25 protein-coding genes and 1 riboswitch are annotated in these 26,402 nt (G+C 63.2%); of the genes, 14 read left to right on the top strand and 11 right to left on the bottom strand.

Going from position 1 to position 26,402, the window contains the following annotated elements; translation table 11 throughout:
* Positions 1–14: 14 nt before the first annotated feature.
* A riboswitch (TPP riboswitch) is annotated at positions 15–103 on the bottom strand.
* 204 nt (positions 104–307) lie between these two features.
* The 9 genes from MUB52_RS10475 to MUB52_RS10435 all read left to right on the top strand — a co-directional run bounded on the left by MUB52_RS10475 (position 308) and on the right by MUB52_RS10435 (position 9,472).
* The gene (locus MUB52_RS10475; RefSeq protein ID WP_263844164.1) at positions 308–1,252 is read left to right on the top strand and encodes a Bug family tripartite tricarboxylate transporter substrate binding protein; all 945 of its coding nucleotides are present in this window, start codon (positions 308–310) and stop codon (positions 1,250–1,252) included.
* Between the two features lie 75 nt (positions 1,253–1,327).
* Entirely contained in the window at positions 1,328–1,768 is a 441-nt protein-coding gene (locus MUB52_RS10470) for a tripartite tricarboxylate transporter TctB family protein (RefSeq protein ID WP_263844163.1), read from the top strand.
* 4 nt (positions 1,769–1,772) lie between these two features.
* Positions 1,773–3,269 (top strand): tripartite tricarboxylate transporter permease, encoded by a 1,497-nt coding sequence (locus tag MUB52_RS10465; RefSeq protein WP_263844162.1) that lies wholly within the window; start codon positions 1,773–1,775, stop codon positions 3,267–3,269.
* Between the two features lie 3 nt (positions 3,270–3,272).
* Complete coding sequence (locus MUB52_RS10460; protein ID WP_263844161.1) at positions 3,273–4,448, top strand: L-rhamnonate dehydratase; 1,176 nt, start codon at positions 3,273–3,275, stop codon at positions 4,446–4,448.
* Positions 4,445–5,356, top strand: coding sequence for a dihydrodipicolinate synthase family protein (locus MUB52_RS10455; protein ID WP_263844160.1), 912 nt, complete (start codon positions 4,445–4,447; stop codon positions 5,354–5,356). The genes MUB52_RS10460 and MUB52_RS10455 overlap by 4 nt, the downstream gene beginning before the upstream one ends.
* Positions 5,357–6,067, top strand: coding sequence for a GntR family transcriptional regulator (locus MUB52_RS10450; protein ID WP_263844159.1), 711 nt, complete (start codon positions 5,357–5,359; stop codon positions 6,065–6,067).
* A gap of 3 nt (positions 6,068–6,070) precedes the next feature.
* A complete protein-coding gene (locus tag MUB52_RS10445) occupies positions 6,071–7,075 on the top strand; it encodes a 4-hydroxythreonine-4-phosphate dehydrogenase PdxA (RefSeq protein ID WP_263844158.1) in 1,005 nt (334 codons plus the stop codon).
* Positions 7,072–7,941, top strand: coding sequence for an NAD(P)-dependent oxidoreductase (locus MUB52_RS10440; protein ID WP_263844157.1), 870 nt, complete (start codon positions 7,072–7,074; stop codon positions 7,939–7,941). Before MUB52_RS10445 ends, MUB52_RS10440 begins: the two co-directional genes overlap by 4 nt.
* A 25-nt stretch (positions 7,942–7,966) precedes the next feature.
* Positions 7,967–9,472, top strand: coding sequence for an aldehyde dehydrogenase (NADP(+)) (locus MUB52_RS10435; RefSeq protein WP_263844156.1), 1,506 nt, complete (start codon positions 7,967–7,969; stop codon positions 9,470–9,472).
* Between the two features lie 83 nt (positions 9,473–9,555).
* On the opposite strand, the gene MUB52_RS10430 is transcribed toward MUB52_RS10435, so the two are convergent.
* The 4 genes from MUB52_RS10430 to MUB52_RS10415 are packed head-to-tail and all read right to left on the bottom strand — an operon-like array spanning position 9,556 to position 12,658.
* Positions 9,556–11,187, bottom strand: a complete 1,632-nt coding sequence (locus MUB52_RS10430; RefSeq protein WP_263844155.1) for an FAD-binding oxidoreductase — start codon at positions 11,185–11,187, stop codon at positions 9,556–9,558.
* A 35-nt stretch (positions 11,188–11,222) separates the two neighbouring features.
* On the bottom strand, positions 11,223–11,849 hold the full coding sequence (locus MUB52_RS10425) for a glutathione S-transferase family protein (protein ID WP_263844154.1): 627 nt from the start codon (positions 11,847–11,849) through the stop codon (positions 11,223–11,225).
* 30 nt (positions 11,850–11,879) lie between these two features.
* Complete coding sequence (locus MUB52_RS10420; protein WP_263844153.1) at positions 11,880–12,074, bottom strand: hypothetical protein; 195 nt, start codon at positions 12,072–12,074, stop codon at positions 11,880–11,882.
* 32 nt (positions 12,075–12,106) lie between these two features.
* Entirely contained in the window at positions 12,107–12,658 is a 552-nt protein-coding gene (locus MUB52_RS10415) for a carboxymuconolactone decarboxylase family protein (protein ID WP_263844152.1), read from the bottom strand.
* 138 nt (positions 12,659–12,796) lie between these two features.
* On the opposite strand from MUB52_RS10415, the gene MUB52_RS10410 reads away from it, so the two are divergent.
* From MUB52_RS10410 to MUB52_RS10400, 3 genes are all read left to right on the top strand, one after another.
* Entirely contained in the window at positions 12,797–13,693 is an 897-nt protein-coding gene (locus MUB52_RS10410; RefSeq protein WP_263844151.1) for a LysR family transcriptional regulator, read from the top strand.
* Between the two features lie 487 nt (positions 13,694–14,180).
* Positions 14,181–15,899: a putative bifunctional diguanylate cyclase/phosphodiesterase gene (locus MUB52_RS10405; RefSeq protein WP_263844150.1), complete on the top strand. Its 1,719-nt coding sequence runs from the start codon at positions 14,181–14,183 to the stop codon at positions 15,897–15,899.
* The gene (locus MUB52_RS10400) at positions 15,896–16,354 is read left to right on the top strand and encodes a BLUF domain-containing protein (protein ID WP_263844149.1); all 459 of its coding nucleotides are present in this window, start codon (positions 15,896–15,898) and stop codon (positions 16,352–16,354) included. The genes MUB52_RS10405 and MUB52_RS10400 overlap by 4 nt, the downstream gene beginning before the upstream one ends.
* Before the next feature lie 660 nt (positions 16,355–17,014).
* Here MUB52_RS10400 and MUB52_RS10395 read toward each other — a convergent pair.
* Entirely contained in the window at positions 17,015–17,566 is a 552-nt protein-coding gene (locus MUB52_RS10395) for a dihydrofolate reductase family protein (RefSeq protein WP_263844148.1), read from the bottom strand.
* A 400-nt stretch (positions 17,567–17,966) separates the two neighbouring features.
* Entirely contained in the window at positions 17,967–18,698 is a 732-nt protein-coding gene (locus tag MUB52_RS10390; RefSeq protein ID WP_318527418.1) for an NAD(P)H-dependent oxidoreductase, read from the bottom strand.
* Here MUB52_RS10390 and MUB52_RS10385 point away from each other — a divergent pair.
* Positions 18,667–19,254, top strand: a complete 588-nt coding sequence (locus MUB52_RS10385; protein WP_263844147.1) for a TetR/AcrR family transcriptional regulator — start codon at positions 18,667–18,669, stop codon at positions 19,252–19,254. The two genes, MUB52_RS10390 and MUB52_RS10385, sit on opposite strands and share 32 nt — an antisense overlap.
* On the opposite strand, the gene MUB52_RS10380 is transcribed toward MUB52_RS10385, so the two are convergent.
* Positions 19,251–20,495, bottom strand: coding sequence for an NAD(P)/FAD-dependent oxidoreductase (locus MUB52_RS10380; RefSeq protein ID WP_263844146.1), 1,245 nt, complete (start codon positions 20,493–20,495; stop codon positions 19,251–19,253). The two genes, MUB52_RS10385 and MUB52_RS10380, sit on opposite strands and share 4 nt — an antisense overlap.
* 111 nt (positions 20,496–20,606) lie before the next feature.
* Between MUB52_RS10380 and MUB52_RS10375 the strand changes: the two genes are divergently transcribed.
* The gene (locus tag MUB52_RS10375) at positions 20,607–21,386 is read left to right on the top strand and encodes an aspartate/glutamate racemase family protein (protein ID WP_263844145.1); all 780 of its coding nucleotides are present in this window, start codon (positions 20,607–20,609) and stop codon (positions 21,384–21,386) included.
* 3 nt (positions 21,387–21,389) lie between these two features.
* Here MUB52_RS10375 and MUB52_RS10370 read toward each other — a convergent pair whose 3' ends face one another.
* The 4 genes from MUB52_RS10370 to MUB52_RS10355 form a co-directional block, all read right to left on the bottom strand.
* Positions 21,390–22,460, bottom strand: coding sequence for a saccharopine dehydrogenase family protein (locus MUB52_RS10370; RefSeq protein WP_263844144.1), 1,071 nt, complete (start codon positions 22,458–22,460; stop codon positions 21,390–21,392).
* Between the two features lie 85 nt (positions 22,461–22,545).
* Positions 22,546–23,499, bottom strand: a complete 954-nt coding sequence (locus MUB52_RS10365) for an ABC transporter ATP-binding protein (RefSeq protein ID WP_263844143.1) — start codon at positions 23,497–23,499, stop codon at positions 22,546–22,548.
* Positions 23,496–25,379, bottom strand: a complete 1,884-nt coding sequence (locus MUB52_RS10360) for a dipeptide/oligopeptide/nickel ABC transporter permease/ATP-binding protein (protein ID WP_263844142.1) — start codon at positions 25,377–25,379, stop codon at positions 23,496–23,498. The genes MUB52_RS10365 and MUB52_RS10360 overlap by 4 nt, the downstream gene beginning before the upstream one ends.
* Positions 25,376–26,323, bottom strand: a complete 948-nt coding sequence (locus MUB52_RS10355) for an ABC transporter permease (RefSeq protein ID WP_263844141.1) — start codon at positions 26,321–26,323, stop codon at positions 25,376–25,378. The genes MUB52_RS10360 and MUB52_RS10355 overlap by 4 nt, the downstream gene beginning before the upstream one ends.
* Positions 26,324–26,402: the final 79 nt, after the last annotated feature.

Here is a 26,402-nt window from a genome sequence, read left to right as displayed (position 1 = left end):
GTCTGCTGGCCGTTGTTCAGCGACTGTGACCTCCCTCCGCCAGCATTATCTGGTTCAGGTTCAAAGGGTACATCTCAGCTTTTCAGCGCCCCTGGTGAGATCGGGAGTAGCCCAACAGCGTGTCGTCGTCAAACGGCATTGACCGGCTGGCAAGAAAACGCTGCCGGACCGACCGGCGCAATCAGCATTTCGACATGTTTGGCACCGTGCCGGATCATCTCTGCAAATTTGGTATTCCAAAATATTGAATGCCATGCTAGACGGAGTCGCAGGGCGCGGCTTGCGCGCCAACGCATGGGAGGATGCAATGAAAAAACTATTCGTTCTGGCGGCGGCCGCTGCGGTCATCGGGAGTGAAATCGTCGCCGAGGAGTTCCCGGCGCGGACCATCGAGGTGGTCACGCATGCCGGCAATGGGGGCGGCACCGACGTGACGACGCGGATGATGATGATCAGAGCACGCCGCGAGCTTGGCACCGATATGGTCGTCGTAAACAAGCGCGGTGGTGGTGGCGCGTCCGCTATGGATTACTACATCACGCAACCCGCCGATGGGCACAGCATCCTGACCTTCACGATCGGCCACTCGGCCACCGTCGCGCTCGGCAAGACGGATATGACACTCGACGATATCCGCCCGATTGCGCGCGGTACGGATGACCCGCAGATCCTCATGACGCGCTGTGGCGTCTATGACAGCGCCCAGGCCTTTGTCGATGCACAGAAGAGCGAGCCGCTGACATATGGCACCACGCATCTCGGTGGGATCGATGACGTCTCGGCCTTCATGTTCGCGCGCCGCGGCGAGTTGGCCACGCCCAAGATCGTGCCCTTCGAGGGTGGCGGCGAGCTTGCCACTCAGCTGGTGGCAGGTGCGGTGGATGTGGCCGTGCTGAACCTCGCCGAGGCTGGCTCGCAGATCGAGGCGGGCGACATCTGCCCCATCGTCGTTCTGGCGCCCGAGCGCATGAGCGGCCTGCCCGATGTCTCCACCGCACAGGAGCTTGGCATCGATGCCAACTTCTCCACGGTCCGCGGCTTCGTGGTGCACAAGGACACCCCGGATGAGGTTGCGGCCAAGATCGAGGAAGCGCTGCTCAACGCCATGAACCACACTGTGTATCAAGGGTTTCTGACGTCCGTTGGCCTTGACGAAACGTCCGTCGCTGGCGCGGAGGTCTGGGGCAATCAGCTGACCTCCATGCAGGCCGACATGGATGCGGCCCTGCGTGAGCTGGGCTTCATCGAGTAGGCCCGCCGTCAGATCGGTCCGCGGTGCTCATTGCCGCGGACCAACCGCTCTGCCCGCTCCAAGGAGGTTGTGGCGATGATCCGTTATGCCGTTCCGTCTGGAATAATCGTCTTCTGCCTGGTCGCTTTCTGGTTCAGCACGCAGTTCGATCGGGTCCCGCCGATCCTGTTGCGGGGCATGCAGCCTGCAGATTTCCCGCAGATGGTCTTGCTGCTGATCATGGCGCTGTCGGTCCTCGTGATGATCTTCGACCAGCCGATCGAGCATGAACCGGTTGCCCCGAACGTCTGGACCAGCATGGGGCTGTTCGTGGTCTTCGCTCTGGTCGCGCAGGTCGATCTCTTTCTGGGCCTCGGCGTCTTTGCCGTCGCGCTGGCCTGGGCCTGGGGCGAGCGCCGCCTCTGGGGTCTCGGCCTCGTCTCGCTGGTCAGCCCGCTGCTGATCTTTCTGCTCTTCGACCAGGTCTTCAAGATCCGCTTTCCGCGCGGTCTGCTGACCAACCTCTGGTACGGGTGATCTGATGGACGCGTTGTTTCTGGGACTGACCGCGCTGCTGGAGCCCAACCTGCTTATCCTGCTCTTTGCGGCCACGCTGGGCGGCGTGATCATCGGCGCGTTGCCGGGACTGAACGCCACCACCGGTGCCGCCTTGCTCCTGCCCTTCACCATCACGATGGACCCGATCCCGGCCATCGCCATCCTCACCACGATCTATTGTGCTGCCACCTTTGCCGGTGCGATCACGGCCATCCTGATCAACACGCCCGGCACCTCGGCGAGCGCGACCACCTGCCTTGACGGCTTTCCGCTCGCGCAGCGCGGCGAGGCCGGGCGTGCGCTCGGCATGGCGACGGTGTCTTCGACCATTGGCGGGATCATCTCGGTGGTGTGCCTGATGCTGGCCGCCCCGCTGATGGCGCGCATGGCCTACAACTTCGCGCCGCCAGAGTACTTCGCCCTTACGGTCTTCGGCATCTCGATGCTGGCCACCATCGGCGATGGTACACCGCTCAAGAACATCATCGCAGGCGCGCTGGGGGTTTTGCTGGCGACCGTCGGGAAAGACCTGCTGACCACCGTGGAGCGCTTCACCTTCGGGTTCAACGAACTCTCGGAAGGCATCGGCTTCGTGCCGGTCATGATCGGCATCTTCGGCATCTCGGAACTGCTGGTGCAGGCGGAACGGCTGAACGTAGAGCGCAAGCAGGTCGTCATGAAGGCGATCAAGCTGCCCAGCCGAGAAGACTACCGCCGGGTCTGGAAGACCATTCTGCGCAGCTCGGGCATCGGGACGTTTATCGGCATCCTGCCCGCCGAAGGCGCCACGGTCGCCTCGATGATCGGTTACAACGAGGCGCGCCGTTGGTCGAAGAAACCGCAGGAATTCGGCAAGGGCTCCGTCGAGGGTATCGCCGGATCCGAGGCTGCGAACAACTCCGCCACCGGAGGGGCGATGGTGCCGACGCTGGCGCTTGGTATACCCGGCAGCCCCACGGCAGCGGTGATCCTCGCGGGCCTCATGGTGCATGGGTTGCAGCCTGGGCCCACGATGTTCACCGAACAGGCCGAGTTCGCCTATGCGATCTTTTGGGCCATGCTGCTGGTGAATGTGATGTTCATCTTCGTCGGCCTCTTCGGTGCCAAGCTCTTCGCGCGCGTGACCTTCGTGCCGGTGCAGATCCTCTGGCCGATCGTCTTCACCTTCTCGATTGTCGGCGCCTATGCGCTGGATCAGTCCATGCTGGACGTCTTCATCGCGCTGGCCTCGGGTGTGATCGGATACTTCATGCGCCGCTTTGGCTATTCGGTCGTGCCGCTGGCCATCGGTCTGATCCTCGGCGGCATGCTGGAGAAGCGCCTCGGCCAGTCGCTGATCATGCTGGACGATCAGTGGTGGCTGATGTTCACCCGCCCGCTGACCCTGTTGTTTTTTGTACTGACCATCCTCGCCCTATTCGGCCCGCTCCTCTGGGGCCGGTTGAAGCGACGTGATCCGATGGTGTCCATGGGAGAATAAGCCGTGAGCCCAATCAAATCCGTTCGCACCCGTGTCTGGAGCTGGACAGGCCCCACCGTCCCGCCGCAGGGGAATTTCTGCACCAACGCCTCGGACGCGCTCTGGATGAAGGGCGATGCCATGGCCTCCTTCCGATTTCACCAGTGGCTGACCTGCGAAGTGGAGACCGAGGACGGCACGACCGGCATCGGCAACGCCGCGCTTGCGCCCACGGTCGTGAAGCAGGCGATTGACGACTGGTACGCGCCCTTGGTGGTCGGCGAAGACCCGTTCGACTACGCCTATATCTGGGAAAAGATGTACCGCCGCACGCATGCCTGGGGGCGCAAGGGCATCGGCATGACAGCAATCTCTGCCATCGACATCGCGATCTGGGACCTGATGGGCAAGCTGGTGGGCAAGCCGGTGTTTAGGCTGTTGGGTGGGCGCACGAAAGAGAAGATCCCGGTCTATTACTCCAAGCTTTACGCCGACAGCATCGAGGCGATGCAGCGCGAGGCCGAAGAGGCTGCGCGCCACGGCTACACCGCTTTCAAGTCCCGCTTCGGCTTTGGCCCGAAGGATGGCATGGCGGGCATGCGCGAGAATCTCAAGCGCGTCGAGGCACTGCGCGAGGTGCTGGGCTACGATGTTGATCTCATGCTCGAATGCTACATGGGCTGGACCCTCGATTACGCCAAGCGCATGCTGCCCAAGCTTGCAAAGTTCGAGCCGCGGTGGCTGGAAGAGCCCGTGATCGCCGATGATGTGGCAGGCTATGCCGAGCTGAACGCCATGGGCATTGTGCCGATTTCCGGCGGAGAGCATGAGTTCAGCGTGATGGGCTGCAATGAGCTCATCCAGCGCAAGGCGGTGAGCGTCCTGCAATATGACACCAACCGGGTGGGCGGTATCACCGCGGCGCAGAAGATCAACGCGATCGCCGAGGCCGCGCAGATTCCGGTCATCCCCCATGCAGGGCAGATGCACAACTATCACCTGACCATGGCGAACACGAATTGCCCGATCAGCGAGTATTTTCCGGTCTTCGATGTCGAGGTCGGGAACGAGCTGTTCTATTACATCTTTGAGGGCGATGCCGAGGCCTCTGGCGGATATCTGCAACTGGATGACGACACGCCGGGTCTGGGCATCACCATTAGCGACAAACACCTGAAGCATTTCGAGATCATAGAATGACCCAATACTCCGGCATTTGGCCCGTCGCCCCGACCCCGTTCCATGATGATGGAACGCTTGATCTGGACGGCATGAGGCGCGTGCTCGATTGTTTGATCGACCAGGGCGCAGATGGGATCTGCGTGCTGGCCAATTTCTCCGAGCAGTTCCTGATCTCGGACGCCGAGCGCGACGCGCTCGCCCGGTTGAGCGTCGAGCATGTGGCCGGCCGTGTGCCGCTGATCGTCACCATCAGCCACTATGCCACCCAGATCGCGGTGGAACGCGCCCGCTTTGCCAAGGACCTGGGCGCGGATATCGTGATGATGATGCCGCCCTACCACGGCGCGCTGCTGAAGGGCACGCCTGAGCAGAGCTTCGAGCAATTCGCCGCCGTGGGCGAGGTCGGCATCCCGATCATGGTCCAGGACGCGCCGCTCTCGGGCGTCGATCTGCCCGTGCCGCTGCTGGTGCGCATGGCACGCGAGATCGAGGCGGTGAAGCTCTTCAAGATCGAATGCCCACGTGCCGCCAACAAGATCCGCGCGCTGATCGAACAGGGTGGCGATGCCATTGAGGCCCCCTTCGACGGGGAAGAGGGCATCACGCTGCTCGCCGATCTCGATGCGGGCGCAACGGGGTCCATGACCAGCGGCATGATCGTCGATCAGATCAAACCGGTGATCACCAGGCATCTTGCAGGCGATGTGGCGGGTGCAACCGAGGCCTACGGGCGGGTGGCCATGGCCATCAACCACGAAAACCGACAATGCGGCTGGCAGTCCTGCAAGGCAGCGATGGTCGAGGGTGGCGTGATCAAATCCGAATTCTGTCGCCACCCGATCCCGCCCTTGCACCCGGCGATCCGCTCTCGGCTGATCGACCTGCTGAGGCCTCTCGATCCTCTCGTCTTGCGGTGGGGTACGTAAATGGCTGATGAAATCTGGACCAATGAGTTGCGCGAATTCGTCGAGCTGAAGCCGCGCCGCTCGCTCGCCTCCGAGGCCGCTGACAATCTGCGCGAGTTCATCATGCTCGGCAAGCTCGCGCCCGGCATGCCCGTGCGCGAACGCGATCTGGCCAGCGCCTTCGGCATCAGCAGGACGCCCCTGAAAGAAGCGCTGCGCATTCTTGAAAGCGAAGGGCTCATTGTCTACGGGCCCACCCGGCGGCCCTTTGTCGCCGATCCGTCTCTTCGGGAAATCAACGATTGGCTGCGCGTGCAAGGCGCCCTTGAGGCGCTGGCGGGCGAGCTGGCCTGTGGCGCCGCGACCGATGCAGAACTTGACGAGATCGCGCGCATCAACGCCTCGATCAAGGAAGCACGCGATGCGGACGGGCAATTGGAGGCCTTCCGCCGGGACATGACGTTTCACGAAGCCATTGTCGCCGCCTCGGGCAATGCTGCGCTGCGCGAAACCCATGCCAGCTATAACGCGCGGCTCTGGCGCGTGCGCTTTCTGTCCTCACAGCGCTTGGCCGGTCGAGAGGCCACGCGCCGCGAGCATCTGGAGATTGTCGAGGCGCTCAAGGCACGCGATGTCTCCGCGGCGCGGCGCGCGCTCACCCAGCACCTGCGCACCGCGGAGACCAATATCGCCGCCGCCATGGCCGAGGCGACCGAACAGGAAGGAGCCTGAAAGATGCGTCCGAGACTTGCAATCGTTCCGGGAGATCCGTCGGGGATCGGGCCGGAGTTGATCGCCAAACTCCTCGCCGAGGACGGCGTGCGCGAGGCCGCGGACATCCTGCTCGTGGGCGACGCGCATCTATGGCAGCGCGGAGCGGCGCAGGCGGGGCTGGAGATCGCGCTGACGACGATCGATGAGGCGGAAGTCCCCGGTTTCACAGGCCTTCTGCATCTCGACCTCGCTACCGTTGATGCGGACGACGTGCGCATCGCCGAAGTGACCGTCGCCGGCGGCACCACGTCACTTCGCTGTCTCGACAAGGCGCTCGATCTGGCCCAGGCGGGGCATGTGGATGGCGTGCTCTTTGCTCCCTTCAACAAGGCCGCGATGACCGCCGCAGGCCTCGATGCCGAAGATGAGCACCGGTACATGGCGCGCTATCTGGGCTTCACCGGGTATCATTCGGAAATCAATGTGCTCGACGAGTTGATGACCACCCGCGTGACCAGCCATATCGGCCTGAAGGAGGTGGCGCAGAACATCGACGGCCCCGGCATCGAGCGTGCGATCGAGTTGGCGCATGCGACCCTCGCGCGCGCAGGCAAGGCGCGGCCCCATGTGGCGGTGGCCGCCCTCAACCCTCATGCGGGCGACAACGGCAAATTCGGACGCGAGGAGATCGACGTGATCGAACCGGCTGTCAAAGCCTGCCAGGCGCGGCAGATGAATGTGACCGGCCCCTGGCCCTCGGACACCGTCTTTCTGAAGGCCAAGCGCGGCGAGGTCGACGCGGTGGTGACCATGTATCACGACCAGGGTCAGATCGCGATCAAGCTGATGGGCTTCGAGCGGGGCGTGACCGTGGCCGGCGGGCTGCCTATCCCGGTTGCTACTCCGGCGCATGGCACGGCCTTCGACATCGCAGGCCAGGGCATCGCCAATGTAGGCGCAACGCGTCAGGCCTTCGACTTGCTCGTGCGCATGGCACACACCGCCAGAAACGAGGCCGCTGCATGAGCAAATCCGCGATTGGGGTGATCGGGGTCGGACTGATGGGCGCGGGCATGGCGCACCGGCTTCTGGCGGCAGGCCATCCGGTGCATGTCGTGGCGCATCGCAACCGCGCCCCGGTCGATGCGCTGCTCGACCGGGGCGCGCAGGAAGCGCCCGATGGCACTGCCCTGCTGGATCGGTGCGACGTTCTGTTGACCTGTCTGCCCAATGCCGATGTGGTGGAAATCCTCGCCGACGCGCTGGTCCCGAGCTTTCGTGCCGGTCAAATCTGGATCGACACCACAACGTCCCGCCCTGGCACCAGCGTGCAACTGGCCGAACGCCTGGGCGAGCGTGACGCTATTTTCGCCGATGCCCCGGTCACCGGCGGGCCCCCTCAAGCCGAAGCCGGGACCCTCGCCTCACTTGTCGGCTGCGTGGAACAGCACTGTCCGGCCATCGAAGCCATCGTCGGGACCTATTCGAAAACCATCCGTCGCTTCGGCGCGCCCGGCAGCGGGCATGCCGCAAAGCTGCTCAACAACCTCGTGACCCAAGGCACGATGATCCTTCTCAGCGACGCCTACCAATGTGCCGCCAAAATCGGGGTCGACCCGCAAGCGCTTTACGACGTGATGATGACGGGGGCAGCACGGTCCGGCACGCTTCAGAACGCCGTGGGCCCGGCGCTCGAGGGCAACTATGCCGGCGCCAAGTTCACCATCGCAAACGCCGCCAAGGATCTGCGCTATGCCGAAGCGCTGCTTGCTCAATCCGCGCCCTCGCGGGCACCGCTCGCCGCTGTTCTGGCCGACCGCTTGAGCGCGCTCGCCCGAGCGGGGCACGGCGATGATTTCGTCAGCACCATGCTGAAACCCGAGACTTCCTGAAACACTGAATGGACGGATGCCAAAGATGAGCTTCACTCCCCACGGCAAGCACCTGATCGCAGGTCACTGGGTCGACAGCGACCAGACCTTCACCTCCGCGCCGGCACATGGTCCGGCGCATGCGTTTTGCGTCGGCACGCCGGAGCTTGTCGATCGGGCCTGTGCAGCGGCGGAAGAGGCCCTTTTGTCCTACGGCTACACCTCACGCGAGGCGCGGGCGGACTTCCTTGACACCATCGCCGACGAGATCGATGCGCGGGAAGAGGCCATCACAGAGATCGGAACACAGGAATCCGGGCTGCCCCAAGCCCGCCTGCAAGGAGAGCGGGCACGGACCACCGGGCAGCTGAGGCTGTTTGCCGATCATATCCGGAAGGGCGACTATCTTGACCGGCGCCATGATCCGGCCCTGCCGAATCGCAGTCCCTTGCCACGCCCGGATCTAAAGATGCTGCAGCGGCCCATCGGCCCTGTGGCCGTGTTCGGCGCGTCGAACTTCCCACTGGCCTTCTCGACCGCAGGCGGAGACACGGCAGCGGCGCTCGCTGCGGGCTGCCCGGTGGTGGTCAAGGGGCATTCCGCTCACCCCGGCACAGGCGAGATTGTGGCCGAAGCGGTCCATGCGGCCATCGCAAACTGCAAGATGCCCGCGGGCGTCTTCGGCCTGATCCAGGGCGGCAAACGCGACGTGGGCACGGCCCTCGTTCAGCACCCGATGATCCGCGCGGTGGGCTTCACGGGGTCGCTGGCCGGCGGACGGGCGCTGTTCGATCTCTGCGCAGCCCGGCCGGAGCCCATCCCGTTCTTTGGTGAGCTGGGCTCGGTCAACCCGATGTTCCTTCTGCCCGAAGCAGTCAAGGCGCGGGGCGGAGAGATCGGCACGGGCTGGGCGGGCTCGCTGACCATGGGAGCGGGGCAGTTTTGCACCAACCCCGGCATCGCGGTTGTGCTGCCCGGATCGGACGCCTTCATCGAGGCCGCGGAAGCCGCCCTCCGGGAGGCTGCGGCACAAACCATGCTGACCGACGGCATCGCCGAGGCTTACCGAAGCGGCACGGCGCGGGTCGCGGGTGCGGACGGCGTGACCGAGCTGCTGGGCGCGGCCTGCGCCGGACGGGAAGCCAAGCCCTACCTCTTCCGCGTCTCCGCCAGGGAGTGGCGCGCCACTCCCGAGCTACAGGAAGAGGTCTTTGGCCCCCTTGGCATCGTCGTCACCGCCGAGACCGCCGATGAGATGACCGAGATCGCGCAGGCGCTGCACGGCCAGCTGACCTGCACACTCCACATGGATGATGGCGACACGCCGCTTGCCCAATCGCTGATGCCGGTTCTCGAACGCAAGGCCGGGCGCGTGCTCGTCAATGGCTTTCCCACCGGTGTCGAGGTCGCTGACAGTATGGTCCACGGCGGGCCCTTCCCGGCCTCGACGAACTTCGGCGCAACCTCCGTCGGCACCCTATCGATCCGACGCTTCCTGCGACCGGTCTGCTATCAGAACGTCCCGGACGCGCTTCTGCCCGAGGTCTTCTGACGCCAGCTGCCGGTTTGGCAACGCCGCGCCGTGCTGCGAGACATGCGCCCGCACGACGTGCCCTGTTCGAGCGTGCTGCCGCCTTATCCGGTAGGCCCGAAGGTTTCGAAATGGATGTGCTGCGCGGGCACCCCGGCCGCCTCAAGGCCATCGCGGATGTCGGCGATGAACTTCGCCGGACCGCAGAGCATGTAATGCGCATCGTCACCCGGGGTCAGGTTCAGCAGGGTCTTCGCCGTCACGCGCCCCGTCTCGTGGAAATCAATGCCCGGCCTGTCGGTCTCCTCCGGACGGCTGTAGAGCGTGTGGGCGACCAGGTTTGGACGCCGCGCTACCAGGGCATCGACCTCGGACTTGAGCGCATGATGCGCGCCGCTGCGGGCACCGTGCACATACCAGACCGACCGGTCCGCCCGCTCAGAGACGGCGGCATGCAGCATTGAGACCATGGGCGTGAGGCCAACCCCCGCGCTGACCAGAACCAAGGGGCAGTTGCTGCAGGGCACGACGAATTCGCCAGACGCCCTGCGGGCGCGGATGCGGTCTCCCACCTGGACGCTGTCATGAAGGTATCGCGACGCAAGCCCCTGGCCTTCTCGCTTGATGCTCAACCGATATGTCCCACTGTCGGGGGCGCCCGATAGCGAATAGCTGCGCCGGGTTCGGCCGGGCTGGCCCGGGATCTCGAGTTCTATCGGCAAATGTTGCCCTGCTTCGAAGGGCTCAAGCGCGCCACCATCCGCAGCAACCAGGTGGAACGAGGTGATATCTTGCGCCTCGTCGACCTTTTTCGCCACCACCAAGTCTTGCAGGTCAGAGGTGTCCGCCGACCAGCGCAAGGACAGGGCCGCAGGACGATCCACAACCGCGTCGATGGTGACATCGATCATCCGCAACGCGCCCGGATCATGGCTGTCCGTGGCATCCCAGTCGATCTTGGCCGTCCCGCTCAGCTGCAACAGCCCGCCTGTCTCGAAGTCGACAAAGGCAAGCCCGATTGCGGGGTTCTCCAGCAGGTTTCCGATGGTGTTGAAGAAATTGTTCCCCGCGTAATCCGGGATGCGCAGATGCGTCGCATCCACGACCGACACGAACCCAGGCGCACCACCCCGGTGCGAGGCATCAAACCCGTTCGAGGCATGATCGTCCCGGCTCATCTGCCCGGTTCCGATGAAGAGCGTGTCGGCCGCGCGGATGCGGGCGGTCTGGTCCGCCGTCAAAGCGGTGCTGCGCAGGGCGTCCGGTGCATCGTGTGTCGGCACGCGGCGCCACTCCCGCTCGTGAATGTATTGCGGGCAGTTGCCAAAGCTCTGGCGGACATCGATGACAAAGCCGGCGCCGCTCCGGCGCAACCTGCCGCTCATCCGGTTGCGACGCCGCGTGGCCAGTTCGATCCCGAGCACACCCACGTCGGTTCCGGCACCGAGTGCCGCGGCCAATGGATCCTGCGCATCGAATGTGGAGGCGATCGCGAGTGTCGTATCGTCAGGCGAGCGGACAAACCCGTCAGGACCGTCGAGCAGCGTGACCCAGTGCCGGCCTGCATCATCTGCGCCCGCCAGAACCAGGAAGGGCAGTTGCGAGAAGAAATCGCGGTGCTGGTCGGGCATGAAGGGGCGGATGAAGCCGGCTGCCCATTCCGGAACATCCGTCTTGCCGGCCAGGGCTTGCGCCCTGAGTTCACCGGCGTGGAAAGGATCGGCTGCATCGCGCATCGGTCTGTCCTTTGGTTGAGTGAAGGGGGCTGCTGTCAGGCGCCCGCGGGGACCGGAGACTTCGCCATCGCGACAAATTTCGGCTGGGCTTCGATCCGCGAGAGCCAGGCCAGGATGTTGGGGTAGCCTTCGAGGCGCACGCCGCCTTCCGGGGCATGCGCGATGTAGCTGTAGCCCGCCACGTCAGCGATGGTGAGCCGCTCGCCCACAAGGAAGGTCTTCCCCTCGAGCGCTGCGTCCATCACCGTGAACAGCGCATGCGCCTTCGCCTTGGCGGCAGCGTGGTCGAGACCGGCGCCAAAGACCGTAACCAGCCGCGCGGCAGCTGGGCCCGAGGCAATCTCGCCCGCAGCGATGGACAGCCAGCGCTGGATCTCGGCTTTCTCGACCGGGGTCGTCCCTGTCCATTCGGCGTCATCTCCGTAGCGAGCGACCAAATAGGTGAGGATGGCGTTGCTGTCCGACAGCGTGGTGCCGTTGTCGTCGATGGCCGGCACCTGGCCCAAAGGGCTGATGGCCAGATAGGCCGGCGCCTTGTGCGCACCGTTGGCCATGTCCAGATCGATCGTTTCGTAAGGCACGTCCAGAAGCGACATCATCAGTTCGACACGGTGGCAATGGCCGGATTTGGGGTTGCGGTAGAGTTTGACGGCTGTGGTCATGGCAGGTGTCCTTTCACGTGGAAGCCAAGGTCAGTGAGGCTGGAGACATATTGGGGGGGCGGTCAGGTCGTGCTGCTGGGTTTCGGGCCGGTGCGGAAGGGCCACCGACGCATGCGAACGCAGACGCAGGAGGATCGCGCGGCCCGCGCGCGCCAAGGCGCAGCTTAACGCGTCGAAGCGGCGGGCGCGCAATTCAAGAAGTGTAGCGGGTGCGATGCGGGTCATACTGGTGATCCTCCTGCGGCCGATCGGAGGGCTCAGGCGGCCCGCCCAGCTTCAAAGACCGGGAAGTCGATCTCGGTCTCGAACACCTCGTTGATGTAGTTGGTCAGCACGTTGAGCGCGACATGACCGACGATCTCGACCACTTCCGCATCCGAATAGCCGGCGTTGCGCACCGCGGCGACGTCCTGGGCCGTCACCCGGCCGCGCGCCTCGGCGACCGACACCGCGAAGCGTACGGCGGCATCGGCCTTTGCGTCGGTGGATCGGCCCGTGCGATTGGCCGCGATCTCGGCGTCGTCCAGCTTGGCGAGGGCCTTGCCCAGGTAAGTGTGCGCGCTGTTGCAGTAGTCACAGCCATTGAAATTGGCGATGTCCAGAGTAATGCGTTCGCGTGTGGCAGCGCTGATCCGGCCTTTGCCCAGCGCGCTGTTGAGACCGAGATAGCCTTCCAGCGTCACCGGGCTGTTGCCGATCAGGCGGACCATGTTCGGTGTCGAACCGAGCATCTTTTCGACAGCGATCAAGAGCGGCTGACTGGCGGCGGGCGCCGCAGAGATAGTTTCGGGTGTGGGTATGCGGGACATCGTCGTCTCCTGTGTCGAGTTGACTGTGATGGGCTGTATTGACCCGTGCCCTGAAGTTAGATTGCCCCAAAAGGCAAATGAATATATCTTCTTGGAAAGACATTATTTCGGTTTTTGATATTAATCGAAGGTGCCGACGTGGATCGATTGCAAAGCCTTGAAGTGTTCATCGCGGTGGCCGAGGCCGAAAGCTTTGCCGGCGGCGCCCGGACCGTTGGCCTCAGCGCCCCTTCTGCCACGCGCGGCGTGAATGCGCTGGAAGCGCGTCTCGGGGCTCGGCTCTTTTCCCGCACGACCCGGCGGGTTCGGCTCACCGAAGTGGGGCGAGCCTATCTCGAGGACGCACGCCATATCCTGGCTCAGGTGCAGGCAGCCGATGACGCAGCGGCCGGGGCCGCCACGAACCCGGTTGGGAAACTCCGCATCACCTGCTCAAACGAGTTCGGCCGGATCTATGTCACTCCGATCCTGACCGACTTTCTCGACAGCTACCCGGATGTGACGGGCGATGTGCTCATGGTCGACCGCATCGTGAACATGGTCGAAGAAGGCTTCGATGTGGCTGTACGCATCGGGCCGCTGCCTTCGTCCGGTTTGTCGGCTGTGCGGGTCGGACGAGTCAGGCGGATCGTGTGTGGCGCGCCGCACTACTTGAAGCGTCACGGTATCCCGCAGACACCGTCCGAGCTGGCAACGCATCAGATCGTCTCGGCGGCGCCCGTCAGCCCGGTGTCGGAGTGGCGCTTCGGCCGCGACATGCAAGATGTCGTGCGCGTGGCCCCTCGCCTCACCGTCAGCAGCGTGGCAGCCGCCATCGCCGTTGCCCGCCGAGGCTGGGGTCTGGCGCGCGTGTTGTCCTACCAGGTCGGGCCGGATCTCGAGGAAGGCGTGCTGCAATCGGTGTTGGAACAGTTCGAGCCCGAACCTCTGCCCATCCACCTCGTCCATGTGGAAGGACGCCGCGCGCCTGCAAAGGTCCGGGCGTTCATCGATTTCGCAAAGAACCGCCTGCGCGGCATTGCCATCCTGAATTGAACGACAACCCCTGCTCGTTTGGGTCAATCCCGCATGCGACTGTGCCCGGGAAAGGCAATATGCGCGCGCACCAAACCGACCAGCGCAGGCCGACCCGCTTTTCGCAGCCGCATCTGATCTCGACCACCGGCGGTTCGATCTTCGCAATGCCTCAGGTGACCTGCAACACGGACGGCCTCGCGGCCCGCGGCGGGCCGTCGAGGAGGCCGAAAAGGCGCGGTACGGGAAAGGCTTAACTGTCGGTCACCGATGGCATCCCTGAGCCAAGTGACCCCAAGAGAAGTCACAGGCAGGTCAAGGCCGTACACTAGACCCCCAACGCGGCGCGATGTCACACAGCAGGCCCTGCCCCCGTCGGCGCCAAAACCTTAAGAGCGCAAGCATCCTTAAAAATTCGAATAAATACAATATGTAAGCGCATTACTCGTCAATATTTCTTACACGATTGCGATGATACGTCTTTTGGCCGTAGTGAAGGAGTATTGCGTTGTCTCAGCATCATTCGGCAGTGGGCATGACTGACCCATCCAGTTCCGCAGCGCCGTCCGACGATCCGTCGGTCGAGATCCTTCACGGTTTGCGCGATGCCGGCGTCGGCCTTGTGGCGCTCTCGGCGAACAACGAAATCTCATTCGTCAACAACGCATTTCTTGCAGCATTCGACCTGCCAGAGACCGAATGCGCAGCCGTCCTCGGGAAGAGCTTCCAAGACGTCTGTCCAACCTGCCCGCTGCCGTCCAGCACACTGCGGCGCACTGGCGACGAAACAGGAACGGCTGACGCCGCATCGGACCGAACGGCAAAGATCATCTGGTCGTCGAACAGCGCAGGCGGATGGATTGGCGTCGTCACTGCTCCACCGAGCCAAGCAGCGCGCCCCGCCTTGCTCTTCGAACCGGATGAGCTGACCGGACTGGGAACAAGGAAACATCTGAAGGCCTGCTTTGAAAGAATGTCAGAAGACGCCGATCGGAGAGATCAGCGGATCGTCGCACTCTTTGTCGACCTCGACCACTTCAAGCAAGTCAATGATACGCTGGGGCACGCGGTCGGGGACGGTCTGTTGTGCAAGGTCGCTGAGCGGTTGAAGAAAACAGTGCGCCGTGACGACCTTGTGGCGCGCGTGGGTGGGGATGAATTTGCAATCCTGGTGTCCGATCGCGCCCTCCCGGCCGCTGAAGATGTCGCGGGCCGCATCATCAAGATGATCAGCCGCCCCTTCCTGATCGATGGGCACCAGATCACAATCGGCGCGAGTGTCGGATTGGCTGCGCGCCTCCCGAATGAAAACGACCCCGACAAGATGCTGCAAAGGGCCGATATTGCGCTCTACGAGAGCAAACGCGGCGGTCGGAACCAGTTCAATTGGTTCAAAGACGAGATGTTTGCCGAGCTGGAGAAACGGCGCGAAATAGAAATCGATCTGCGCAAGGCCGTTCTTCTGGATCAATTCAAGATCGTCTTTCAACCGCAAATGAGCTTTGAGCAACAGAAAGTCAGTGGTTTCGAGGCCCTGATCCGCTGGGATCACCCGGTCCGGGGCGAGGTTGCTCCTTTGGACTTCCTCAGTGTTGCCGAAGAAACCGGGCTCATTGTCGAAATCGGAACATGGGTTCTGGCGGAAGCGTGCAAGACGGCCGTAACTTGGCCGGAGGACATCGCTGTCGCGGTGAACGTGTCCTCAATTCAGTTCGAAGACGACGGGTTCCTGACCGCGGTCGGGTCCGCACTGGAAAAGTCCGGTTTGTCACCGCATCGGCTTGAGTTGGAAATCACCGAAACGACGTTGCTGAAGAACGACAGCGTTGTTCTGGAGCGCATGAACGACCTGCGGGCTCTTGGTGTCAGGATATCCCTGGATGACTTTGGAATAGGGTATTCATCCCTGAACTACCTGCGCAAGTATCCTTTCGACAAGGTCAAGATAGACCAGTCATTTGTGCGCGAGCCCTTTGCAGATGAAAACGCCCACCACATCGTCGAAGCCGTTGCGCAGCTGGGCACGGCGTTCGGCATGAATGTGCTGGCAGAAGGGGTCGAGACCGTCGAACAGCTTGCGAGAATTCGTCAGAACGGTTGCGCGGCGATCCAGGGGTACTTGATCGGACGCCCCATCAAACCAGCGGAAATCGGATCTTTTCTCGAAGTCCCACTTCCCGAACTGGCTTCGTTGCAATCACCCCCAAAAGAAGGAAGCACATCATGACGCATACAGAAGAGGACCTGCTTCGCGTTGTCTATTTCAGCTACCAGACCTACGATACCGATCGTGAAATGATGGCCTGGGAAATAGACAAGATCCTGGAAAAATCTCAGTTCAACAACGGACGGTTCAATGTCACCGGGGCGCTCATCTTCAATTCGGGTGTGTTCGGACAGGTGCTCGAAGGCCCGATTGACGCCGTAGAAGAGACCTTTGAGCGCATCCAGATGGACGAACGGCATGATCACATCACCGTTCTGGATACCAGCCGCATCACCGAGAGATCGTTTCCCCGCTGGTCCATGGGCTTTATCGGCAGCGACAGCGTCTGTGCCGAGCTTTTCGGCGAGATCGGCTCCAAGACAGCCTTTGACATCTCGCGGTTGAGCGGCCAGCAGATCTTTGAGACACTGCACGCGCTGACCCTCAAGAACGAGATATCCGACCGCGCGGCCTGATCCTCGGTTCAAAGCGAAGTCGTCGGTAGCACGGGTCTGTGCAGGGCAGCTCAATCTGGCCGTAGCTCGGCAGTCAGCCTGCTTCGCGGGGTGTGTTAGGTTCGAAGCTGGTCTCAAGCACGAGCGTGGAGACCAGTGGCATCGCCGGTTGTTGGTCGACAACGTCGGCTGTCGTCGGTCATTGTGTCGCGTGTGACTGCTAAGTCTTCAAGTCGGTCGCAGTCGCTTTTGTCGTGCGGCCCGCGCTAGCATCCGCAGGACACGCAACATCCAGTGTGCCGGAGCCGAATGCATGGCAGGTTTCGTACGAACGGCCCCGGCCTTCGCACTGCTCCTCGAACCGACAATGGATTGAGAAATCAACGGCCAAGGTCGCTTTGCTGAGTGAGTGTCCTGACCACCACCCCGCTTGCGCCATCTCCGTTGCATTCGGTTCCACCCGACTTTGCACGCCTTCAGATCACCAGTGCTCGCATCCACCGCTCTTGCTGATGCCAGATCGGCAAAAGAATTCCTAGGCCATCGATAGGCTTCACCTCCTGGGCTGACAAAAGACTGAGTTGGATCAACTAAGGCTCAGACCCCGCAACGTTGCCGGCGCGACTATCGGCATTGGGGATAAGATCGTCCTATTGCAAAGGAAGCAGACGGTGGGAGGCGTCACTCTGCGAACGGTTCCGGGTCTGGGTTCGCATAAGTCAGCCTTACGGCGTCCTCTCCAATTCTGTCACTGCCCACAAACTGGAGCTTGGGGCGCGCTCCCTTGAAGAACGGCTTACCCGCGCCAAGCACGACGGGCCGAAGGAAAAGCTGGTACTCGTCAACGAGACCGAGCTGCCCAAGATGATGCGCCACGTCCGGCCCAGCGACCTGAATCTCCCCCGACACCGCGCCTTTCAAGTTCTTCGCAAATGACCCCAGATCATCTTCGACAAGTGTGGCGTTCGGGCCAACAGAGCGCAGGGTCCGGGAGGCGACCCATTTCGGCTGCCGGCGCCACGCGTCAGCGAAGTTGCAGAAATCGTCGCTCCAGCTTGGATCGTCCTCGTCCCAGTATCGCATGACCTCGTACATGCGACGGCCGTAGAGGCTTCCGCTCACCCGCTCTGTTTGCGCGATAAAGTATCGGAACAGGGCCGTTCCGGGTTCAAATGCCTCGTGATCGACATAGCCATCCAGAGACAGGTTCATTCCGAACACGAATTTCGCCATGGCGCGTCCTTTCTCATTGCTGGGATTCGGTGCGTGCTGGCCGCTGAACGGGTTCAGCGCAGCCAGTTCTCAACAGAATGTGGCCTGCTTCGCCGCGGGCGGGACAATCGGCAAAGACAGATCATCACCTGCAGCTTTGCGCTCCGACGCCGTCCGGGATCGGTGGGAGCGGCCCAAGCCATCGCTCTTGCCGGCGACCAGCAGCCGAAACGCCTTTGAAACCAGTGTGCCCTCGAACGGATCCACGACGCAAGATCGGAGCCTTCGAGCCGTGCCGGGGTCGTCGCGCACGGGACCGGCCAGTGGCACGCGCGTTCGAGACACATTCCGCTGTCTTTGACGCCCCTGCCCAATTTCGTCGGCTCGCGCCCGCCGCTTTCGACCGCCTAGGAACCGCTTGTCAGCGCCCGGCGGCACCCAGCGCGTCAATCTGCCTTTGCCAGCCTTCTATCGTGCCAGCGTTCGCCTCACCGACCGGCGCGAGATGGGTGGTCTTGGCCGGCCGCATGCCGACGAAGTTGAAAATCTGGCCTCTGATCTGGCGCAGCAACGCCTTGCGATACATCAGAGCAAAGAAGAGATCCGGCGAATCCGACGTCACGATCGCCCGCGCCGTACGGCCGCCGAGCATCGGTCGAGGCATCCCGATGCGATTGCGGTTTCGCGTATCAAAGGCCCATCCGGGCAGAAATGTGCGGTCGATCAGGCCCTTCAGCTTGGCTGGAAGACCGCCCCACCACATCGGAGTTGTGAGCACCATATGTTCGGCCCATTCGACGTCCGACCGAAAGGCCTGCAAAACCGCTTCCAAAGGCTTGTGCTGCGCGTATCCCGCAAAGCCGTGATCGGGGTCAAACTCCATATCCGCAAGGTGTGTCAGACGGACCTCGTGACCGGCCTTGCGCGCCGCTGCGGCATAGGTTTCCGCCAGATGTCGGTTTAAGGAGGTCTGCGCGGGGTGACCGTTCAGGACGAAGATGCGTTTGCCAGACATGGGTGTGTGCTCCAACTGATTCCATAATTGACCGCGGTCATAAATATGGAAATGACCACGGTCAATAAAAACTTGACCACGGTCATTTAAAGTGTATGACTGAGCCATGACCAAACCCGTCCAGAAACGCACGCTCATCACCCGTCGCAACCTGATTGCGGCCGCACAGGAGATCATTGCGGCGAAAGGCTATCAGGACATGCGGATCGACGAGGTGGTGCAGAAAGCGGGCGTGGCCAAGGGCACCTTCTTCGCTCACTTTCCGGACAAGGATGCGTTGATGGACCTGATGATCGGCGCGCGCATCGATGCTGAGCTCGATAAACTGGCCCAGCAAGACGCCCCTACCAGCGTTGGAGAACTGGTCACCCATCTGCGCCCGCTTCTGGGGTTCATGACCCAGGAACGCTACGTCTTCGATGTGATCCTACGGCACTCAGGTGCCGCCGCTCGCGAAGAGATCGGCCCGATCGCCAAGACCTTTTCCCGCCAAATCAGCGTAATCGCCGACTGGCTGGCCGACGGGCCCTTCCGCAAGGATATCTCGCCGCATCTGCTCGCCGATGGGGTTCAGGCCTTCGCGATACAGGCCATGGGCCTGCAATTCTGCGCTATCCACAACGGTGAGCCGATGATCACGCGTTTGGAGACCTACCTCGACGCATGGCTGACGCCCGGGGGCGCCGCGGCTTAGCTGCTTGCAAACCGGTTGGGGCTGTAGCGGCGCAGATCAATGTTCGGCGTCCGCCCGGTCAGCAGATCCGCGATCAGCCGGCCCGTTTTCGGACCGCCCGTCAATCCGATGTGATGATGCCCGAAGGCACTGTAGACCCCGCTGGCACCGATTTCCCCGATCAGTGGCAGGCTGTCCGCGGGGGCCGGGCGGTGGCCCATCCATTCTTCTTCCCGCCCATGGGTCAGCGCGGGATAGGCTGATCGGACCTGCCTGCGCAGCAAAGCGAAGGGCGCCTGCGACGGCCCCAGCTCCAGGCCGCCGAATTCGACGACCCCGGCACAGCGCAGCCCGGCGGCCATGGGCGTTGCAACGAATTTCCCGCGGGCCACCATCGTGGGAGCCAGGGGGCCGTTCCGGGCCTCTTCGAAGACGATATGATAGCCCCGCTCGCTCTCGAGCGGCACCTTGAGGCCGAGTTTCCGCATCAGTGGCTTGGACCAGACCCCTGTTGCAAGCACCACCTCATCGCAACGCAGCCGTCCTTCGGTGGTGCAGACTGCGACGACCCGGTCGTCAACCCGCTCGAACTCCGTCACGTCTGCGGTTCTGATCTGCCCTCCCATGTCACGGAACACCTCGGCAAGCGCGGCGACATAGCCTCCGGGATCTCGGATGAAGCCATGATCCTGCATGGTCGCCAGACAGCCTATGGTGGTCGAGAGGTTCGGCTCGATCTCCTGCACCTCTGCATCTTCCGCGATCTCGGGTACGAAGCCCGCCTCGCGGCGCAGATCCCAGGTGTAACGATCCGCCTCGAAGGCCGCACGGTCCCGGTAGGCGAAATGATAGGGGCTGTCGGTCACCCATTCAGCGGCCGGGGTGCCTTGCACCAAGGCTTTGTGTTGCGCCACCGTATCAGCGACAATCGGCGTCAGCCCTTCGGCGATCCGGCGCGTCTCGCTGTCGTTTGCGTGGCTGAGATACCGCATCAACCAAGGCGCCAGCTTGGGCAGATAGGCCCATCGCAAAAACAACGGAAAATCCTTGTCGCGCAACATGCCCGGCGCCTTCGCGATGAGGCCAGGCGCCGTGACGGGAACCATCGAACAGGCGGCAAGAACGCCGGCATTGCCGTAGGAGGTGCCCTGGCCCGGTGCTTGCCGATCGACAAGCATGACCTCGACACCATAACGACGTAGCCAGATGCCGGTCGAGACGCCCACAATTCCGGCGCCGATGATGATCACCTGCCTCGTCATGCCGTGCCCAGTTCAACGCGCCCCAGTTTTGCCGGCCCGCGCGCCCTCGTCAATCGTTGCCCGAGCGCACCGCGGATTTGCCCTTTGCCGCCAACTGCGTCAGCATGCAAGATGAAACGGGAAGCAACCAGCACGGAGCAGCGTCCCATGGAGGTCCAGTCGGGCGGCAAAACAGTCTATGGGGCGACCGTCGGCATCCTGATGCTGGAGACGCGGTTTCCGCGGATACCCGGGGACATCGGCAATGCCACCACATGGCGGTTCCCGGTGCACTACCGGGTTGTCGAAGGCGCCACACCCGACCTGATCGTTTTGAAAGACGCCCGCGCGATGCGCGACTCCTTTATCTCGGAAGGCAAGGCGCTCGTGCGCATGGGCTGTGACGGGATCGTCACCAACTGCGGTTTTCTCTCCGTGTTGCAGAGCGATCTGGCACTCGGGCTGGGCGTGCCGGTCGCAAGCTCCGCCCTGATGCAAATCCCGATGATCCAGAGAACCCTGCCCCAAGGCCAGCAGGTGGGTGTGCTGACCGTCTCCAAAACCAGCCTGAGCCGCGCCCATCTGACATCGGCCGGTGCCGCGCCAGACGTTCCCATCGTCGGAACCGAAGGCGGGCGCGCCTTCTCGCAGGCGTTCCTGACCGATCAAGCGACGATCGACTTCGAGGCATGCCGTCTCGACATGCTGGACAGCGCCGCGGCCTTGGTCAAGGCGCATCCGGATGTGGGCGCAATCGTGCTTGAATGCACAAATATGGTGCCCTACGCGCAGGATGTACGCCTTGCCACAGGGCGCCCGGTCTATTCGATCTACACATTGGTGAACTGGTTCCAGAGCGCGTTGTCGCCGCCCCGCTTCGCGACCGAAATCGCAGACCCACGGATCCTCTGAGCATCAGAACGCGCCCTCCTGGGCATAGATCCGACCCGTGCGGGTCTCAAGGAAGCCGGCAAGCGGGACGTCTTCCTGTTTCAGAAAACCCAATCCCGGCAAGCCGCCGTCGCGCACAAGCTCGATCACGCCGACCACGGAGCAGGCGGTTGTCCAGGCAATGGCGGTCCGCCGCTGCCCCGCCAGAGAGATGGGCTTGTAGCCCCGCACGAATTCACGCCGCGCAAGCCGGCCGCCGATCATTCCTTCTGCGGAGACGTGCACATAGACGATATCGTCCTCGACGGGCGGTTTTGCATTCACTAGGATCTCGCCCGCCTCCTGCCGCCGGTCGCGCATCAGGAGCTCGTGAAAGAAGAAGTTCATCAGCGCAACGTGACCGGGGTAGCGCATTGTCTTGTAATCGATGTTCGGCACCCGACCGAGGTAGGTCTCACACATCGTGCCCAACCCCCCGGAGGTGGTGAAGGCCTCCAGTTCCGTGCCGTGAATGTAAAGCTTCTCGATCCACTCCATGGGCGACACGACCTTGATCTGCCCGTCCTCGAGCACCTCACAGTCGTTCAGATACTCGTTCACAACGCCTTCGGGCGACCAGTTGAAGGAATACCCCATGAGGCCGGTGGGATGCTGCGGCAGCGCACCCACCCGCATCTTGCACATCCGGCAGTCGTCGAACTGGCCGATCAGGTCGGCGCCGACAATGCCGACAAAGCCCGGCGCCAACCCGCATTGCGGCGCCATAAGGCCCCGCGACGTCTTGGCCATCTTGCGGATCGCCTTTGTGGTGGGCACATCTTCGGTGAGGTCGAAGTAATGCAGGCCGACCTGGTGCGCCAAGACCGCGACCGCCGCATTCAAGTGGTAGGGAAGGCAGGACAGAACCGCATCCGCCGCCTGCAGGTCGGCTTCGAGCTGGTTCGTCTCTGCAAGATCGTACGCCCGAGTCTCGAACGGCAGAGCCCTGTCGCCGCCGTTCATGTCGACCGCGGTCACCGTAAAACCAGCTTCGTGCAGCAATTCGGCGGCCAACGTGCCGACCTTTCCCAAGCCCAAGACAACAACGCGGTTCATGGCGGCCTCTTCATGGTGTCAGGCAGCGTTGTGCCGCCCCGGTGCCATGGAAATCGCGTTCTGACACAGAGTGCAATCCGCTTTTTCAGACGGGATTGTGGCAGGCGACGCGATGGTCCGGACGCAGATCCCGCAGCGGCGGTGCGACCGTGGCGCAGAGTGTGCTCGCGCGCGGGCAACGAGCGCGGAACGCACAGCCCTCCGGCGGGTTGAGCGGATCCGGCAGCTCCGTCTCTCGCCCTTCCGGTGCTGTCAGTGCGCGCCCCACGACCGGCGCGCTGTCCGCGAGCAGTTTGGTGTAGGGGTGCGCCGGCTTGGCAAATATGGTCTCAGCCCGCCCGATCTCCACAATCGAGCCGAAGTAGAGGACGGCAACACGGTCGCTCACCGCTTCGACGACCGCCAGATCGTGGCTGATGAAGAGATAGGTGAGACCCATCTGCCGCCGCAGATCGGCGAGCAGGTTCAACACCTGCGCCTGCACCGAGACATCCAGCGCCGAGACCGGTTCGTCCAGAATCAGGATTCGCGCCTCAGCCGCCAGCGCGCGAGCGATGCCAATCCGCTGGGCCTGTCCGCCCGAGAACTCATGCGGGTAGCGGTCGAGAAACTCCTGACGCAGATTGACCGCATCGAAAATCTCGGCAATGCGCACGGACCGGTCCGCGCGGTTCAGCCCATGCAGGTGCTTGAGCGGGGCCTCCATGATCTCGCGGATCGTCTTGCGCGGATTCAAGCTACTGATCGGGTCCTGAAAGACATACTGGATGCGCTTGCCAAAGGCTGCCGGATCGGCGGTGCTCAGCACATCGCCTTCAATTTCGATCCGGCCCGTGGTCGGGGCGGTCAGCCCCACCAGCAACCGCGCGAGCGTAGACTTTCCGCACCCCGACTCGCCCACGATGCCCAGTGTCTCACCCGCCTGCACATCAAGCGTGATCGGGTGCACCGCATGCACCCTGCCCTTCGGCGGGCCGAAGAAAGACTTGCCGACCTCGAAGGTCTTCGACAGATCGATCAGGCGCAGCGCGGGGGTCATGCCACAGTCTCCGCCGCGAGGGGCACATCGGGATCGATGCAGCGCACCGCGCGCGCGCCTGTGCCCGCAAGCGCGATCTCGCTGGCCCGGCAGGCCTCTCTGGCCTTCACGCAGCGCTCGGCAAAGGCACAGCCGGCTGGCAATCTGTCGACGGCGGGTGGCAGCCCGGCGATGGCCTCCAAGCGCCGCCGCCCCTGCCCCAGCTCCGGCACGCAGGCCATGAGCCGCGCTGTATAGGGGTGTGCAGGCGAGGTCAGGATCGCCTCGGTCGGCCCCTCTTCGACAATGCGGCCGGCATACATCACGGCGACCCGGTCACAGAGCTGGGCCACGACACCGAAGTCATGGGTGATGAAGATGATCGCCAGCCCGCGGTCCCGCCGCAGATCATCGAGCAGCGACAGGATCTGCGCCTGCACCGTGACGTCCAGCGCCGTCGTCGGCTCATCCGCGATGATGATCTCCGGGTCATTGGCCAGCGCCATGGCGATGCCCACCCGTTGGCGCATGCCCCCCGACAGCTCGTGCGGATAGCTGTCGACGCGGCTCTGCGCATTGGGGATGCGCACCGAGGTCAACAGCTCGATCGCCCGCGCACGCGCCTCTGCGCGTGCCACGCGGTGATGCACCCGCACCGCCTCGATCAGCTGGTCCCCCACCGTGTAGAGCGGATGCAATGTCGCCAGCGGGTCCTGGAAGACATACGCCACGCGATCTCCGCGCAGCGACCGCAAGACCTCGTAGGGCGCACCGATCAGATCGTCCCCCTTGTAGCGCACAGCACCCCCCGTGATCACGCCGGGTGGCGAGGCGACCAACCCCATCACCGACAGCGCGGTGACCGATTTGCCTGACCCGCTTTCGCCGATGATCCCGAGGCACTGCCCCGGTTCCACCGTCAGATCGACCCCGCCCACTGCGCGGTAGACCCGATCCTTGACGTGAAACTGCGTCTGCAACACCTGCACGTCCAGCAGGGCCTCACCCTTCGCCGCGGGGACGTCTTCCCGTGACACCGCCGTGGCAGGCACCGGGCGGCTCAGCGCGCCGGACCTCAGCCGCGGGTCCAGCGCATCGCGCACCCCATCGCCCAAGAGGTTGATGCACATCACGATCACGAGGATCATCGCGCCCGAGACAATCGACGTATGCGGGTTGGTGATCAGCGCTGCGCGCGCTTCCCCCAGCATCGAGCCCAGATCGGCCTGCGGCGGCTGCGACCCGAGCCCCAGAAACGATAGCCCCGCCGTCTCGAGGATCATCCAGCCGATGGTTGTCGACATCGCAATGACAATCACCGGCAGCACATTGGGGAGAATCTCGAACAGGATGATGCGCGCATTGCTCATCCCCGCAAGACGCGCGGCATCGACGAATTCCTTGTGCGCAATGCTGACCGTTACCCCGCGAATATTGCGCGCGAAGAAGGGCACGTTAACCGCCGCCACCGCAATCAACGCATTGAGCAACCCCGGCCCGAGGGCCGCGACAATTGCCAATGCCAGCAGGATGTAGGGGAACGCCATCAGCATATCGACGCCGCGCATGATGACGTTGTCCACCCGCCCCCCGTAAAACCCCGCGATGATCCCGATGGCCGCCCCAAGGGTCGCAGCGATCATCGCGGCCGCGAAGCCAACCGCCAGGGACAATCGCGTCCCCCACAGCAAGCGGCTCAGTAGATCGCGCCCCAGATGGTCGGTGCCGAGCAGCGCGCCCTCAGAGAACGGCGCCTTGAACCGGTTCGCGGTATCCGTCACATCGGGCTCAGCCAGTGGCAGAAGGGGCGTGATCAGCGCCAGCAGAACGACCCCGGCCAGAACCACGCCGCCCCACAGCGCCAGCCGGTTGCGCGCCAGCAGCGTCAGAAACGCCCTCACGTCTTGATCCGTGGATCGAGCAGGCTCTGCGCCACATCCACAGCGATGTTGAACATGACATAACAGGCGGCCACCAAAACCACGCCACCCTGCACCAGCAGAATATCCCGCTTGAGGATCGCGTCGACCAGCATGCGCCCAACACCCGGCCATTGAAACACGATCTCGATATAGACGGCCCCCGAAAGGACGAAGCCTGCCTGGATGCCCAGCACCGGGATGATCGAGACCATCGCAGCGCGCAAGGCGTGGCGCCAGACCACGCGGCCCTCCGGCACGCCCTTCGCACGTGCGGTCCGGATGAAATCCTGCCGCAACACCTCCAGCATGGCCGAGCGCGACAGCCGCGCGATCACCCCCGTCGCCACCACCGCCAACGCCAGCGCCGGCATCGTCAGGTGGTCGATCAGCGCAGCAAGATCTCGCGCACCATAGATCGGCCACATGCCGGAGACGGGAAACCAGCGCAGACTCACCGCAAAGGTGAGGATCATCATCATGCCAAGAAAGAAAGACGGGATCGAAATGCCCAAGAGCACAACGAAGGTGATCACCTTATCCGCAAACCCATATTGCCGCGCCGCCGAGACGACGCCTGCGATCACCCCGAAGAGGGAACAGAGCACAAAGGCCGTTCCGGCGAGGATCAATGTCGCCCCAAAGCGCTCCAGCACCTCGTCGATCACGGGTCGGTTGAGCGCGAAGCTCTGACCGAAATCGCCTTGCAGCATATTGCCAAGCCAGATGAAGTACTGAGCGACCAAGGGCTTGTCGAGCCCAAGATCGCGGTTCAGCTTCTCGACATTCTCCGGCGTCGCGAAAGAGCCCAGAATGGCGGTGGCCGGATCTCCGGGGATCAGCGCCATGATCACAAAGACAATGACCGTGATCCCCAGAAGCACCGGAATGGCAGACAGCAGTCGCCTGAGAATGTAGCCAGCCATGCGCGGGATCCCCTTCTTCTGGCTGCAAGTATCCTGGGGGGTCCGGGGGGCAACGCCCCCCGGCCGGGGGGGGCGCGCG

It is taken from the genome of Roseobacter sinensis (assembly GCF_025755255.1).
GTDB classification, from domain to species: Bacteria; Pseudomonadota; Alphaproteobacteria; order Rhodobacterales; family Rhodobacteraceae; genus Roseobacter; species Roseobacter sinensis.
The sequence above is the reverse complement of the archived record's forward strand: the minus strand, read 5'-3'. Positions and strand labels throughout refer to the sequence as shown.

Bases quoted from the DNA above. Each gene is read 5' to 3' on its own strand.
- MUB52_RS10455 (WP_263844160.1), top strand. From the start codon at position 4,445: ATGACCCAATACTCCGGCATTTGGCCCGTCGCCCCGACCCCGTTCCAT.
- MUB52_RS10370 (WP_263844144.1), bottom strand. From the start codon at position 22,460: ATGAACCGCGTTGTTGTCTTGGGCTTGGGAAAGGTCGGCACGTTGGCC.
- MUB52_RS10470 (WP_263844163.1), top strand. From the start codon at position 1,328: ATGATCCGTTATGCCGTTCCGTCTGGAATAATCGTCTTCTGCCTGGTC.
- MUB52_RS10380 (WP_263844146.1), bottom strand. From the start codon at position 20,495: ATGACGAGGCAGGTGATCATCATCGGCGCCGGAATTGTGGGCGTCTCG.
- MUB52_RS10390 (WP_318527418.1), bottom strand. From the start codon at position 18,698: ATGAGCGTGCGTTTCTGGACGGGTTTGGTCATGGCTCAGTCATACACT.
- MUB52_RS10450 (WP_263844159.1), top strand. From the start codon at position 5,357: ATGGCTGATGAAATCTGGACCAATGAGTTGCGCGAATTCGTCGAGCTG.
- MUB52_RS10375 (WP_263844145.1), top strand. From the start codon at position 20,607: ATGAAACGGGAAGCAACCAGCACGGAGCAGCGTCCCATGGAGGTCCAG.
- MUB52_RS10365 (WP_263844143.1), bottom strand. From the start codon at position 23,499: ATGACCCCCGCGCTGCGCCTGATCGATCTGTCGAAGACCTTCGAGGTC.
- MUB52_RS10475 (WP_263844164.1), top strand. From the start codon at position 308: ATGAAAAAACTATTCGTTCTGGCGGCGGCCGCTGCGGTCATCGGGAGT.
- MUB52_RS10440 (WP_263844157.1), top strand. From the start codon at position 7,072: ATGAGCAAATCCGCGATTGGGGTGATCGGGGTCGGACTGATGGGCGCG.
- MUB52_RS10400 (WP_263844149.1), top strand. From the start codon at position 15,896: ATGACGCATACAGAAGAGGACCTGCTTCGCGTTGTCTATTTCAGCTAC.
- MUB52_RS10385 (WP_263844147.1), top strand. From the start codon at position 18,667: ATGACCAAACCCGTCCAGAAACGCACGCTCATCACCCGTCGCAACCTG.
- MUB52_RS10465 (WP_263844162.1), top strand. From the start codon at position 1,773: ATGGACGCGTTGTTTCTGGGACTGACCGCGCTGCTGGAGCCCAACCTG.
- MUB52_RS10435 (WP_263844156.1), top strand. From the start codon at position 7,967: ATGAGCTTCACTCCCCACGGCAAGCACCTGATCGCAGGTCACTGGGTC.
- MUB52_RS10420 (WP_263844153.1), bottom strand. From the start codon at position 12,074: ATGACCCGCATCGCACCCGCTACACTTCTTGAATTGCGCGCCCGCCGC.
- MUB52_RS10415 (WP_263844152.1), bottom strand. From the start codon at position 12,658: ATGTCCCGCATACCCACACCCGAAACTATCTCTGCGGCGCCCGCCGCC.
- MUB52_RS10445 (WP_263844158.1), top strand. From the start codon at position 6,071: ATGCGTCCGAGACTTGCAATCGTTCCGGGAGATCCGTCGGGGATCGGG.
- MUB52_RS10355 (WP_263844141.1), bottom strand. From the start codon at position 26,323: ATGGCTGGCTACATTCTCAGGCGACTGCTGTCTGCCATTCCGGTGCTT.
- MUB52_RS10425 (WP_263844154.1), bottom strand. From the start codon at position 11,849: ATGACCACAGCCGTCAAACTCTACCGCAACCCCAAATCCGGCCATTGC.
- MUB52_RS10430 (WP_263844155.1), bottom strand. From the start codon at position 11,187: ATGCGCGATGCAGCCGATCCTTTCCACGCCGGTGAACTCAGGGCGCAA.
- MUB52_RS10395 (WP_263844148.1), bottom strand. From the start codon at position 17,566: ATGGCGAAATTCGTGTTCGGAATGAACCTGTCTCTGGATGGCTATGTC.